At 42.2% G+C, this 12,892-nt stretch carries 13 protein-coding genes; 7 read left to right on the forward strand and 6 right to left on the reverse strand.

The window, feature by feature from the left end:
- Window position 1: 1 nt before the first annotated feature.
- The 3 genes from MKX52_RS01420 to MKX52_RS01430 are packed head-to-tail and all read right to left on the reverse strand — an operon-like array spanning window position 2 to window position 1,941.
- A complete protein-coding gene (locus tag MKX52_RS01420; protein ID WP_342491318.1) occupies window positions 2-1,120 on the reverse strand; it encodes a PTS fructose transporter subunit IIC in 1,119 nt (372 codons plus the stop codon).
- Window positions 1,121-1,159: 39 nt separating this feature from the next.
- Entirely contained in the window at window positions 1,160-1,486 is a 327-nt protein-coding gene (locus MKX52_RS01425) for a fructose PTS transporter subunit IIB (protein ID WP_012008793.1), read from the reverse strand.
- Window positions 1,483-1,941: a PTS sugar transporter subunit IIA gene (locus MKX52_RS01430; protein ID WP_144495032.1), complete on the reverse strand. Its 459-nt coding sequence runs from the start codon at window positions 1,939-1,941 to the stop codon at window positions 1,483-1,485. The genes MKX52_RS01425 and MKX52_RS01430 overlap by 4 nt, the downstream gene beginning before the upstream one ends.
- Window positions 1,942-2,182: 241 nt before the next feature.
- On the opposite strand from MKX52_RS01430, the gene MKX52_RS01435 reads away from it, so the two are divergent.
- A complete protein-coding gene (locus MKX52_RS01435) occupies window positions 2,183-4,852 on the forward strand; it encodes a S8 family serine peptidase (RefSeq protein ID WP_342491319.1) in 2,670 nt (889 codons plus the stop codon).
- A gap of 107 nt (window positions 4,853-4,959) precedes the next feature.
- Window positions 4,960-5,442 (forward strand): Ig-like domain-containing protein, encoded by a 483-nt coding sequence (locus tag MKX52_RS01440; RefSeq protein ID WP_144468912.1) that lies wholly within the window; start codon window positions 4,960-4,962, stop codon window positions 5,440-5,442.
- 344 nt (window positions 5,443-5,786) lie between these two features.
- Here the strand turns inward: MKX52_RS01440 and MKX52_RS01445 are convergent, their stop codons facing one another.
- From MKX52_RS01445 to mmuM, 3 genes are all read right to left on the reverse strand, one after another.
- Window positions 5,787-6,407, reverse strand: a complete 621-nt coding sequence (locus tag MKX52_RS01445; protein ID WP_342491320.1) for a hypothetical protein — start codon at window positions 6,405-6,407, stop codon at window positions 5,787-5,789.
- 121 nt (window positions 6,408-6,528) lie between these two features.
- Window positions 6,529-7,932, reverse strand: a complete 1,404-nt coding sequence (gene mmuP / locus MKX52_RS01450; protein ID WP_342491321.1) for an S-methylmethionine permease — start codon at window positions 7,930-7,932, stop codon at window positions 6,529-6,531.
- A gap of 46 nt (window positions 7,933-7,978) precedes the next feature.
- Entirely contained in the window at window positions 7,979-8,917 is a 939-nt protein-coding gene (mmuM, locus tag MKX52_RS01455) for a homocysteine S-methyltransferase (protein ID WP_342491322.1), read from the reverse strand.
- A gap of 334 nt (window positions 8,918-9,251) precedes the next feature.
- Here mmuM and MKX52_RS01460 point away from each other — a divergent pair, with 334 nt between their 5' ends.
- The 5 genes from MKX52_RS01460 (at window position 9,252) to MKX52_RS01480 (ending at window position 12,696) form a co-directional block, all read left to right on the forward strand.
- Entirely contained in the window at window positions 9,252-10,082 is an 831-nt protein-coding gene (locus MKX52_RS01460; protein WP_034320763.1) for a YitT family protein, read from the forward strand.
- A gap of 97 nt (window positions 10,083-10,179) precedes the next feature.
- A complete protein-coding gene (locus MKX52_RS01465; RefSeq protein ID WP_012008800.1) occupies window positions 10,180-10,497 on the forward strand; it encodes a PadR family transcriptional regulator in 318 nt (105 codons plus the stop codon).
- Window positions 10,490-11,077, forward strand: coding sequence for a DUF1700 domain-containing protein (locus MKX52_RS01470; protein WP_144500214.1), 588 nt, complete (start codon window positions 10,490-10,492; stop codon window positions 11,075-11,077). Before MKX52_RS01465 ends, MKX52_RS01470 begins: the two co-directional genes overlap by 8 nt.
- A complete protein-coding gene (locus tag MKX52_RS01475; RefSeq protein WP_186303706.1) occupies window positions 11,074-11,244 on the forward strand; it encodes a hypothetical protein in 171 nt (56 codons plus the stop codon). Before MKX52_RS01470 ends, MKX52_RS01475 begins: the two co-directional genes overlap by 4 nt.
- 96 nt (window positions 11,245-11,340) lie before the next feature.
- Window positions 11,341-12,696, forward strand: coding sequence for an IS1182 family transposase (locus MKX52_RS01480; RefSeq protein ID WP_342491323.1), 1,356 nt, complete (start codon window positions 11,341-11,343; stop codon window positions 12,694-12,696).
- The last annotated feature ends 196 nt before the right edge of the window (window positions 12,697-12,892 follow it).

The raw sequence follows: 12,892 nt of genomic DNA on the forward strand, positions 1-12,892 counted from the left end.
ATTATCCTTCTAGTACAAGGTCAAAATCGTCTTCTTCTTTCTGTTTCTGATCATGCTCTGGCGTTTTTGGTTCTTTTTTCTCAGAGAAATTGACAAGCAGGTTGGCACCAATACCGATGACGAGTGCACCAGTGAGGGCTCCGATTAAATAGGCCCACCAGTTTCCGACGGAGAAGAATCCGTATAGCCCGCCAATTGGCGGCATGATATCATGAACACCTAATAATGCAGCGACCCCGCTTCCAGCAGCACATGCGACAACATTGAGCGGAATCAATTTTAATGGATTGACAAGGGTAAAAGGAATCGCCCCTTCTGTAATACCGATAATGCCCATGACAAGACCGCCACGTCCGGCTTCTCTAAAGGTCGGAGAGAAGTTGCGTTTTCGAATCAATGTCGCAAGCCCGTATCCAAGCGGCGGGATGACAATCGCAATATTGACGAGAATGGCAGGAAGGTAGACGCCTGATAGGAAGAGCGCATTACCAGCCATCCAAGCAGATTTATTCACTGGTCCCCCAAGGTCAAAGCCAATCATCGCACCTAAAATGAGAGCGAGTGCGAGTGTGCTTGTCCCGTCAGCGACCATACCTTTGATCCATTCAATTAAAGCCGTGTTCAAAGCACCTAATGGCCCGCCCAGCAGAACGGACATGAGAAGTCCAGTTAAGCCGACGGTAATAAGCGGTAAGATGAGCAGAGGAACAAGTCCGGCTGCGGAGCCTTGAATTTGAATTTTTCGTTTCACAAAGAGAGCGGCATATCCTGCGAAGAAGCCTGCAATAACAGCACCAATAAATCCAGCATTTGTTGAGCTGGCAAGGGCGCCGCCGATGAAGCCGGCTGCAAGCCCTGATTTATCCGCAATCGAATAGGCGATAAATCCAGCGAGTAGGACGTTCATTAAGCCAATGCCTGTCCAGCCAACCTGTTCCATTAAATAGGCACCGTGCAGTATGCCGCCAGCATCCTTATAGGCGTTTAAATCTGAAACACCAAATCCTAAACCGACTAGTTTTGCTAAACCAACGATAAGGGAGGCACCGATGATCACAGGAAGAATATAAGAAATACCGGTCATGAGATGGCCTTCAATGACTTTTAATTTTGCTTTCATTTTGCTTTGCTCCTTTCTATATGGCATTGCTCACGTTTATTAAGATTCAGATTTTTTCTTTTCAACAAGTGCTACAGCTTTTGTGATGATTTGCTCGGCATTTTTTAAAGCGCGTCCAATCTCGACACGTACTGTGGGAATGCCTGAGAAACGTTCCGCATCGTTGATATGCTGATTGGAGGCAATGATACAGAGGTCTGCCTGCTTTGCTTCCTCTGCTGTAATGCCATTTACCTGTCCCATAATTCCTTGCTGCTCGATTTTGATCTCGTGACCGAGCTGTTTACCCGCATTCTCTAATGCCTTTGCTGCCATTGGTGTATGAGCTAACCCTGCTGGACATGAAGTGACACCGACAATTTTCATTGTGTAATCCCCTCTTTCAATTGTTGTTCAATGACTTCGTAATAATAGTTAGCGGTTTGACCTGGTTGTATTTTTTCGATGAAAGCCGGTTCCATGAGGCTTGTCGCAATCCCTGACAGTAATTTCAGGTGTGTGACATTTGCTTCTTCTAATGGAACGAGCAGTGTAAATAAATAGCTTGTGGGCAAATCGTCGAAGCTGCCCCATTCAATCGGTTGTTCCAGCTCTAAAAAAAGAAGTGATGCCGTTTGTACAGCGGAGCTTTTTGTATGAGGAATGGCGAAGCCTTGCTGAAGTCCTGTTGAAACTTCGTCTTCGCGAATCAACAAATCTGATAATAACCCCGCCTGATCGTTTGTAATCTGAAGGTCTTCAGCTTTCTCGGCAATGTATTGTAAAATCTCATTCTTTGATCGTCCGTTTACTTGTGTGAAAACATGATCTTTTTGGAACAAGCTGATCCCTTCTCTCTTGTTTGTTAAGCGCTTACAAATTGATTGTAATGTACTTTTCTGCAAGGTTAAATAGCATCATTTTCCGTTTGAAATGGCAAAAAGTTTATGAAGCTATTTGTCTTGTACTCTGTTATCTCAAATCCTAGCTTAAAACGAGTTTAATTATGTAAAAAACAGATTCTACTAATTGCATTTCTGTGATATTCTTCCAAGGTGTGACAAAAGATAAGGGGGTCTTTTCATGTTCAAGAAGCAGGTCAAATCCTGTGTGATCGTACTCATGGCCATCATTCTCTGTATGGCGGCATTACCTGGATACGAGGCAGCAGCTGCCAGTAAAGGAACAAATGTCAATGAAGCCATTGGGTTAAAAAATGGTGAAGTCATTTCAGGGACATTACAAAATGAAATGGAAGAGTCATGGTACCAAATCACGCCATCTGCACAAGAGGTGGCAAAAGATACACATATGAAAATTTCTGTCAAAAGTAAACAAGTGTTATCCGTATCGGTCTATCCAAGTAAAGACAGAGCGATGAAGGATGACACTTATTCGAGATATCGTGTGGACACTGCAAGTGGAGAGACAGAGGTAGACTTCCCGCATGCATGGTCAGGTCCTTATTATGTCAAAGTGCTCTACTTAGGGTCAGAGGAAGACAGCCGTGACGAGGAGGAGGATGCAGCATATACAATCGGGTATAAAGGAGCTAACCTTCCGCCTTCTGAACCTGTTTTCCCAGAAGATGATGAGTTTGACATCATTATTATAGAGAAAAAATACGGGCGCGAAATTCTCCAATCGATTCGCACAATTGAAGATAAACGTTTTAATGAAACACCAAATGGTCAGAAGCTGAGCCGAGTGCTTCAAAAAACAAAGCCGTTTCTCAAATCGAAGCTCATCAAACAAAAAAATGAGCAACAAAAGGTATACAATCATTTGCTGACATTAAAGTCACTGCTAAATGACGTAGAGAAAAATGGTGCATTTAGCGGTCATATTGTGACAGAGAGAGAACAACAGGCGATCCGTTCCCTTTTTGATATGCTCAAAGAAGTAAGTCCTGCCTATTTAAAAAAGGAATTAGAAGCAGTAAGTCAACAGCTTGGAATCGATCAGCTTGAAGGAAAATCGATCGGTTATGTATTAGAAAAGCAAAAGCTTGTAAAAGAAGAGAATGTGAAGACGAATAAGATCATTTTTAAACTAAAGGATGGCCAAACACTTCAATCGGCGAAAAAGAAGATGAAAAGCTATGGAATCCAAGAAAACCGCGTGACATCGCAATCAGTAAGTCCTTTGTTTAAAGGAATGTATGTCTATGATGTGCCAGCAGGGCAAGAATCAGCTGGGAAGACTTTAAAAGCAGGCAAAGCTGTGATCAAAAGCACTGCGAGAAAGCTGTCCAGTATGCCGAATGTTGAATTTGCAGAGCCTGTTCAAACCTATCGTGCACTGAGTAATGATGTGCAGTATGGATACCAATGGCCTCTGAAAAACAGCGGGCAAAACAGCGGGAAAAAAGGCGCTGATGTGAAGTTTGATCAAATGAATAAATTGATTGGCACAAGCAAAATGAAGCAAACATTGATTGCAGTTGTGGATACAGGTGTAGACAGTCGTTTGACTGATCTAAGTGGGACTGTTCGTACGGACTTAGGTGCGAATCTCATTGGACGAAACAAAGATGCGATTGATGACAATGGACACGGTACGCATGTGGCGGGCATCATTGCTGCAAAAGCTGATAATCATTACTCAATGGCAGGTCTCAATCAACATACGGGCATCATTCCGGTGAAGGTGCTGGATGCTTATGGTTTTGGAGATACAGAGCATATTGCACTTGGAATCAAGCATGCAGTGGATAAAGGCGCGAAGGTCATCAACATGAGTCTTGGCGGCTACTACAGCCGGGTGATCGAATATGCAATGAACTACGCGGCGCAAAGAAATGTACTAGTGGTCGTGGCGAGTGGAAATGATGGCGTTCCAGAAATGGGCTATCCTGCGACATCAAAGTACGCAATGGCCATTGGCGCAAGCAACCGTATGGATATTGCTGCTGAATTCTCAAGCTTTGGTAAAGGACTGAGCATGTCTGCACCAGGATCTGATATTCCAAGCTTAATGCCAGATGGAAATGTCTCATATCTGAGCGGGACATCAATGGCGACACCATATGTGGCAGCGGCAGCAGGATTACTGCTTTCTAAAGATCCAACCTTGAAGCCGAATCAAGTAAGGAATATTTTGCAAAGCACAGCTGATAATATCTCCTTTACATCTGTTGATGGCACAGATGACGTTTTCTATGATGAAAATGAAGAGCCAATTGTCGATCCGAAAATTCCAGGCGTCGATTGGATGACAGGACATGGCAGACTGAATGCATTTGCTGCTTTAAGTGCTGTCGAACTAAATGCATCTGTGAGCAAAGTGGAGGATCAGCATCAAAAGGTGACAGGTAAAGCAAAGGCTGGCGCTGCTATTTCTGTGTATAGAGGTAAAACCCTGCTTGGAACAGGCACAGCGGGTAAAAATGGAACCTTTAGTGTGAAGATCAAGCATCAGAACAAAAACAAAGTTCTTCACATTAAGATTTCAAAAGGAAAGGCAGCAACGACGCTCAAAACAGTCGTCAAAAAAGGCAAAGCACCAGCTAAGCCGAAAGTGGGCAAAGTAACGGTCAAAAGTAAAACGGTCAAAGGGACTGCGGGTGCAGGATTGACCATTAAAGTAAAAAATAAATCAAAGAAAGTCATCAAAACAGTAAAAACAAATAACAAGGGCGCATTTACTGCCCAAATAAAACCGCAAAAAGCCAAAACAGTCTTGTATGTGACTGCTTCAGATGTGAGAAAAAGAGAAAGCAAAGCGGTGAAAGTTGTTGTTGTGAAAAAGTAAGAGGAGAGCTTCCCTTTCAAAAAAAGGGAAGTTTTTTTGTTTGTTACTGGAAAAATACCAATTAATGTCGATAGTAATATAGTAGGAAAAAAAAGGAGGATTTATCGATGAAAAAAATCATGTTTGCTTTCTTTCTATCTTTGCTTCTCGTATTCCCAACATTTGCACATGCAGAGGAAACAGGAGCAGTACCAGCATCCGTTCAAGTAACAAGTGTCACAGCAGCCGATAGTGGTTTAGTGAATTACGGCTATGGCAGTAAATATCGCGTGGGTTCTTATTATCCAGCTACGTTTAAAGGAACGCTAAAAGATGCAAGTGGAAATCTCATGCCCAATCAGCCGATCCAGCTTTATTTTGAAGCAGCGATCAAATCATATGCTCAAACAGCAACAGGCACAACAGACGGGAACGGACAATTTTCACTGACGTTTCAAGTTCCTGCCGGTGCAGGCTACCAATCATACAATAATGCAGGCTGGTCTACACATTACTACGATGTCGTTCCAGTGACATTCACTTCAAACGACATCAAGCTTTCTTCAAATGTCACAAGTGTGTACCATTTGGCATATACATCACGTTACTAATCTGCTGGGAGAGACGACCTGGCTGAAGCCTTGTCGTTTATTTCATAGAAAAAAGGATGTCATCAAGTGACATCCTTTTCTTTTTGTTAGCAAACCTGCTGGGCGGCAACCGAAAGAGTCGATAAACAAACACTCATGAGCCGTTACTCCCAGATTTGATCGAGCGTTTAACTTTTAATTCTGAGTTTTGATGGATAAGAACTTTCACACTTGAACGTTGATCCTTGAACTTTCAGCTTTGAGCTTTTATCAAGGATCATCCAGAGATGATCAGATGAGGAGGGAATAACCTTTCCCTCGGAGGTGTTTAGTTCTATCGATTTTCGGCTCACTAACAAAATTGATTAATCGACCTGTATTTTCGTCAGCGTATTGCTTTCTGACAAGGAAAAATCAACTTCCATTTGAAAATCCTCAATTTCGGTCGAGAGCTTTTCAATCTTCACTCGAAGATGAAGCGGATCGATGATCGTTGCCTCATTTTCAGCGAGAAACGACTTGACGATCTCTTGGTTGGCAGCCGCTTGTGTTTTTCCATCTTTTCCAAACAAGGTTTCTAAATGCTGGTCGAGCCTCTTCTTCACATCTGCATTGGTTTGTTCTGCTTTATCTACTAGCTCTGTGTACACCTTTTTCAATTTCCGTAAATAGCGAATATCATATTCTATCGATGTCTTCCGTTCAATCGCTTCCGCCACTGTCATGCTGACACCCGCCACATCAATCGTTGTGGTCGCATTCGACACAACGATGGCTGATTTGATGGCATTCCTGCGCTTGATTAATGCTTGAATCGATTGGTCATCAGCCTTCGCTTTCTTTTCGATTTCTTCTTGATGTTGAAACCCGTGCTGTATATGTTTCCCGATCATCAATCCACCAATTACGGCTTCATCAACGGTTCGGTTGATTCTTTTATCTAACATTTTCAGTTCACTTAATGCTCTTGTAATAGTCATTTCCATAATAGTGACAACTCCCTTGGTTCATCCTGAAAATCATAGATTCCTATCATATACCAAAGTGTGCTTCTTTTACTAGTGATATCCTTTTTTGTAAGACTATTTTCATAGAAAAAACCTGGCGTTATACACCAGGTTCTTCACGTTTTTTCTGAATCCAAGCTGTTACATAATAGGCAGCATAGCAGAGCGCAATGAAAGGAATGCCGCAGATAAGGGCAATCCGCTGATTTGGATCAAAGGCAATGCCGATCACAGAGGCAAGACACAGGAAGAAGGCAGCAATCGGAACCACTGGATAGAGCGGGGTTCGAAAGGAAAGATCATGAAGCTTTCCGCCTTCCTGTAAAAAACGTTTCCGAAACATAAATTGTGAGGCAGCAATCCCCATCCACACGATCACAACGGCAAGTCCTGAGATCGAAACAAGGACAAGGTAAACCGTTTCTGGTGCGATGACACTTGATAACAAAGAAAGAATCCCGCCAATCATACTTAAAATCAGTGCATTTAAAGGAATTCCTTTTGATGTCAGCTTCGCCAATTTTTTAGGCAGTGTCCGTTCCTCAGAAAGTGACCAGAGCATACGGGATGACGCATATAGTCCAGAGTTTGCGGCAGATAAGATCGCTGTCAAAATGACAAAATTCATGAAATCTGCGGCATATGGAATCCCAATGCGATCAAACACCACAACAAATGGACTTTTGATCACTCCAGCTTCTTCTACTGGGATCAAGCCAGCTAACACCACGATTGTTCCAACGAAAAACAAAACAAGACGCAGTACGGTTGTGCGGATCGCTCTAGGAATGGTCTCGTCAGGATTGACGCTTTCACCCGCAGCAATTCCAATTAACTCCGTACCTGAAAAAGCGAAATTGACGGCCAGCATCGTCATTAAAATTGGTAAAAAGCCGTTTGGGAAAAGACCACCTTCCCCAGTGAAGTTAGAAAAGAACGGAGCGGCTTCACCGCCTTTTAATGGAATCAAGCCAAACATCGCAGCTCCGCCAAGAATAATAAAGAGAATAATAGCCATTACTTTAATGCTGGAAAACCAAAACTCTGATTCTGCAAAAAACTTAACTGTAAACGCATTGAGTAAAAAGATAAGAAGAGCGAAGACGCCGCTCCACATCCAAACCGATGTGTCTGGGAACCAGCGCTGCATTAAAAGCCCTGCCGCTGTAAATTCCGACCCGAGTGCGACTGTCCATGTCAGCCAGTACAGCCAAGCAACTGTGTAGCCTGTGCCGGGTCCAATGTACTTTGTTGCATACGTATGAAATGCCCCTGTAACCGGCATGGCAACAGACAACTCGCCTAAACAGAGCATCACGAGGTACACAATTAATGCCCCGACAAGATAGGCAAGGATCGTTCCTGCGGGTCCTGCTTGATTGATGGTATACCCAGAGCTTAAAAAGAGCCCTGTGCCAATGACGCCGCCTAGAGAAAGCATGAACAGGTGGCGGCTCGTCATTTTTCGTTGATATTGTTGTGACTGATCTTGTTCTTGTTCCATGTCTTCCCGCCCTTTTGCTTAGAAGTATGTGTGATGAATCATGGTGTTATGATGTGGTAAGTTTTAAGATGTCCGTGATATCTTCTGGCGTCGTCCGGCAGCAGCCGCCGATGATATGCGCGCCGTCTTGATACCATTGATGCGCACATTCACCGAATGTATGCTGAGGCGTATCCCCGCTCCATACCTTTTCTTCAGGATCATATAATTCCCCAGAGTTTGGATATACGACAATCGGCTTGCTTGTCCCCTTTTTCATCTCTTGAATGAGAGAAGAGATATATTGCGGCGGCGTACAGTTAACGCCAACAGCAGCGATCTGTTCATAAGGTTCCAGTGCTTGTACACATTCTCTGAGCAAATCTCCTTCACTAATATGAAGGTCGTCCTTCGCGCTGAATGTAATCCAAGCAGAGACACCACTGAATTCATCTTGCAATAGCTTTGCGATGGCTGTTGCTTCAATGAGACAAGGAATCGTTTCACACGCAAGAATATCTGCACCGGCCTCTACTAATGCCTGAATCCTTGGTCTATGAAAATCAATGAGTGCCTGCTCTGTGAGTCCGTAATTTCCTTTATATTCTGAACCATCAGACAAATAAGCGCCGAATGGCCCTACAGATCCTGCGACAAATGGTTTTGTCCGCCCATTACGAATGGCTTCATCCTGCCAAAAAAGATCGCGTGCCTCTTTTGCTAAAGTGACGGATCGTTTCATTAGTTCAATGGCTTCTTCTTTTGAATAGCCTTTTTCAGCGAAACCATCAATCGTCGTTTGGTAGCTCGCTGTTGTGGCACAGTCAGCTCCGGCTTGGAAGTAATCCAAGTGTACTTGCTGAATCAATTCTGGCTGTTCAATCAGTATTTTAGCTGACCACAAACTGTCGTTTAAATTGCAGCCCTTTCGTTCAAGCTCTGTTGCAAGTGCACCGTCTAAAATTAAAGGTGCGTGAGCCTGTAAACGGCTTTGAATAGGATTCATCGAATGAAACACCCTCCTTTTTAGTCGGAAATGATGGATATGATATGAGGCAGTAGTTTAAATGACTAAAGTGTTTTTGTCAAGGAGAGGAAAAAGCATATGACCGCTGAAAAACCCTGAAAACATACGGGTTTTCATGCATAAACATGCAGTCAAAATAATAGAAAACCAAGTCATTGACAGCCTCTAAAAAGAGATATATATTATGGAAAGGTTCATTTCAGAAAGCTTCATCAAAAGGCGCTGTCTTTTGATTTTTATTTTGTTCAACGACTGTCTTCTTTCGTGTAGAAAGAGGGTTTTTTATATGCTTAAAAAAGGAGGAAAGAAGAAATTGAAAAAATGTGTAAAAGATATCGCAATGATTCTAATTGGTTCTTTTTTATTTGCCGCCGCAGTGAACATGTTTGTCATTCCGCTTGAATTTGGTGAAGGCGGTGTAACGGGGCTGTCCATCATTTTCTATTATTTGTTTGAAATTGCACCATGGCTGACGAACCTAGTGTTTAATGCCATTCTGCTGCTTGTAGGGTATAAATATTTGGACAAGAAGACGACGATTTATACTGTGGTTGCGGTCGCAAGTAACTCCCTATTCTTACACCTGACCACAACATGGGTCGTGAATGTTCACGAATTGATCATTGGAGCCATTTTCGCGGGAATCATCATTGGAATTGGGATTGGTCTTGTGCTAAGAGCAGGCGGTACTACGGCGGGCTCTGCCATACTTGGAAGAATTGCCAACAAGTATTTAGACTGGAACGTGAGCTACGCCATCTTGTTCTTTGATCTGATCGTCGTATTTGCTTCCTACTTTATTATTGGTGCGGAAAAATTAATGTTCACGATTGTCATGCTGTACGTGGCAACAAAGGTGATGGACTTCGTGATAGAAGGACTTAACACGAAAAAGGCAGTGACGATCATATCTTCATGCAAAGATGATATTGCCGAAGAAATCAATCACACCTTGGATCGAGGCGTGACGATTTTAAACGGACGCGGTCATTATTCAAAGGAATCGAAGGAAATTCTCTATGCAGTCATTCAAAAGCAGGAGCTTATGCGTCTAAAGAAAATCATTAAGAAAATTGATCGAGACGCATTCGTTGTTGTCCATGACGTGCGTGATGTGTTCGGAGAAGGATTTGTGAATATATAAAAGCGAAAGGACCTCAAAAGGTTCTTTTTTTTATATTTATACCTCTTGTCACATGATACTATGTAATGTATAGTATAAATGGTTAGGAGTTGTAATCATGAATGCACAATTAAAAAAAGGTTTACTGGAATTCTGTGTACTGGCGGTATTAAAGAAAGGCGATTCCTATGGTTATCAAATGATTAAAGATATGTCCCATTGTATTGAGATTTCAGAATCGACATTATATCCGATATTAAAGCGGTTAGAGCAAAACAATTATGTGGAGACCTATTCCCAGGAACATAATAGTCGATTAAGAAAATACTACCGGATGACACAAAGCGGCCGTGAGCATATGGCGCAGTTTTTAGCGGAATGGGATCAAGTGATGGCGATTTACGACTTTATTTCTGGAGGACAGGGCAATGAATAAAAAGGAATTTTTAGCTAGCCTAGAGAAGCACCTGCATCGTCTAGGCGAAAAAGAAAGTGATCGGTTCATCGAGTATTACGATGAAATGATCGAGGATTATCAGGAAGATGGCTACAGTGAACAAGAGGCAGTTCATCAAGTGGGCCAGCCTGCGATGATTGCTGAAGGGATTTTGAAGGAACAAGGAATTAAAACCGTTCAGGTGCCCACGTTTGGAGAAAAAGCCACAAGGCTCTCCATCCTCATCTTAGGCTTTCCATTATGGGGTAGTATTCTGGCCGCAGTTTTCCTGCTAATTCTTTCTATGTATATTGTAATTTGGTGCATCCCACTCGTGACAGGTACAATGACGCTAGTTGGTCTTCTCGGCGGTTTTTGGAGCATCATTGGTTCTCCGTTTATCTTTCAGGACGGTTTGCATGTGGTGGTGACGCAAATTGGCGTTGGTATTTTTCTATTAGGTGTTGGATTATTATGCGGCATGGCTACGGTGTATTTGACAAAGCTATTTGTTCAAATGACTTTTCAAACCACTAAGGCATTCATGGGAATGTTTAAAAAGAAGGTTGTGAGAGTATGAACGTGAATGATTTAAAAAAACAATGCATCAAATGGGGGATCATCTTCACCGTTGCCGGAGGAATTGTCATGACAATTGGTTTTGGAATATCAGGCTTTGATCTAGATGCATATGACAATAATGACCAGAACAATGTGTTCCGCACGATCAATTGGAGCAAGCCATAAATGAAAGACCCGCTTATGCGGGTCTCAGCTTGTAGACAAAGTCTACAAGCTTTTTTGTATAATAAGGGTAATAACAATAATCTGTGGGGGATAAACATGTTATCGAAACGTGAAGAAGAAAGAAGAAATCAATTAGAAGTAGTGGCTTTAGATGAATTAGTGCCTCAAGATCATCTTGTGCGGAAAATTGAACAAGCAATCGATTTCGATTTCATTTATGATCTTGTCAAAGATCATTATAGTTCTAATAATGGTAGACCAAGTGTTGATCCTGTTGTTCTCATTAAGATGGTCTTAATCCAATATCTATTTGGTATTCGTTCTATGCGTCAAACCATTAAAGAAATTGAAACCAACGTGGCTTATCGTTGGTTTATTGGATATGGGTTTTCGGAGAAAATTCCGCACTTTTCTACCTTCGGTAAAAACTACGTGAGACGCTTCCACGATACAGATTTATTTGAACAAATTTTTTACCGAATCTTAAGAGAAGCGATGAAAAAAGGGTTCGTTGACCCGTCTATTGCCTTTATTGATTCCACTCATGTCAAAGCAAATGCCAATAAGAAAAAACTTGAAAAGAAAATCGTTCGGGTAGAGACGAGAAGTTATCAAAATCAGCTTCATGAGGAGATCAATGTTGATCGTGAGGAACATGGAAAAAAGCCGTTACCCCTACAGAATAAAGAGAAGAAAAAAGAAATGAAGGTCAGTACAACTGACCCAGAGAGTGGCTATTATGTAAAGGGTGAACGTGAAAAGTCATTTGCTTATTCTTTTCATACAGCTTGTGATTCAAAAGGATTTATTTTAGGTTCGCTGGTCACAGGCGGAAATGTTCATGATAGTCGTATGTTGGATTCACTCGTATCAAAGGTGACAGAGAAAGTCGGAAAACCAAATGTAGTCGCAGTAGATGCGGGATATAAAACACCTTACATCGCTAAGTTCTTAATGGATCAAGAGATAAGACCTGTCATGCCCTACACTCGTCCAAGAACAAAAGCTGGTTATTTGAAAAAGAATGAATACGTATATGATGCATATTTTGATTGTTACATTTGCCCCAACGGGCAAATTCTCTCTTATCGTACAACGACTAGAGAAGGCTATAAGCAATATGCGTCCGATTCAGAAGTATGTAAGTCCTGCTCGTTTTTAGATAACTGTACCCAAAGTCAAAACCACACCAAACAAATTCATCGGCATATTTGGCAGGATTACCTAGATGAAGCAGACCATCTGAGACTGACACAAATGAATAAAGACATCTATGCAAAACGGAAAGAAACAATAGAACGCGTTTTTGCGGATGCAAAAGAAAAGCATGGTATGCGTTGGACGAAACTTCGTGGACTCAAAAAAGTTTCAAAGCAGGCGATGCTTACTTTCGCTGCCATGAATCTCAAAAAGCTAGCAAACTGGACATGGAAAGGACCATGTCCAGCGTAAAAAACATGAGTTTTTATCAAAAAAATGTAAAAACCCCACTTTTACTTGAAGTAAAGGTGGGGTTTGTCTACGGTCTGAGACCCGCTTATGCGGGTCTTAGCGTGTAAACAACCCCTCGCATTCTTGTCAGTCCTGCGTGCTGGTGCTCACGAATGACAAATTCGCTCCGCGCCAGTACTCGACCTTCCTAGGGCTG

It is taken from the genome of Bacillus sp. FSL R5-0422, from assembly GCF_038610765.1.
In the GTDB taxonomy this organism is placed as follows: Bacteria; Bacillota; Bacilli; order Bacillales; family Bacillaceae; genus Bacillus; species Bacillus pumilus_O.

What these genes read in the sequence shown, in the direction of transcription:
- MKX52_RS01420 (WP_342491318.1), bottom strand. Translation starts at nt 1,120, where the DNA reads ATGAAAGCAAAATTAAAAGTCATTGAAGGCCATCTCATGACCGGTATT.
- MKX52_RS01425 (WP_012008793.1), bottom strand. Translation starts at nt 1,486, where the DNA reads ATGAAAATTGTCGGTGTCACTTCATGTCCAGCAGGGTTAGCTCATACA.
- MKX52_RS01435 (WP_342491319.1), top strand. Translation starts at nt 2,183, where the DNA reads ATGTTCAAGAAGCAGGTCAAATCCTGTGTGATCGTACTCATGGCCATC.
- MKX52_RS01440 (WP_144468912.1), top strand. Translation starts at nt 4,960, where the DNA reads ATGAAAAAAATCATGTTTGCTTTCTTTCTATCTTTGCTTCTCGTATTC.
- MKX52_RS01445 (WP_342491320.1), bottom strand. Translation starts at nt 6,407, where the DNA reads ATGGAAATGACTATTACAAGAGCATTAAGTGAACTGAAAATGTTAGAT.
- mmuP (WP_342491321.1), bottom strand. Translation starts at nt 7,932, where the DNA reads ATGGAACAAGAACAAGATCAGTCACAACAATATCAACGAAAAATGACG.
- mmuM (WP_342491322.1), bottom strand. Translation starts at nt 8,917, where the DNA reads ATGAATCCTATTCAAAGCCGTTTACAGGCTCACGCACCTTTAATTTTA.
- MKX52_RS01465 (WP_012008800.1), top strand. Translation starts at nt 10,180, where the DNA reads ATGAATGCACAATTAAAAAAAGGTTTACTGGAATTCTGTGTACTGGCG.
- MKX52_RS01470 (WP_144500214.1), top strand. Translation starts at nt 10,490, where the DNA reads ATGAATAAAAAGGAATTTTTAGCTAGCCTAGAGAAGCACCTGCATCGT.
- MKX52_RS01475 (WP_186303706.1), top strand. Translation starts at nt 11,074, where the DNA reads ATGAACGTGAATGATTTAAAAAAACAATGCATCAAATGGGGGATCATC.
- MKX52_RS01480 (WP_342491323.1), top strand. Translation starts at nt 11,341, where the DNA reads ATGTTATCGAAACGTGAAGAAGAAAGAAGAAATCAATTAGAAGTAGTG.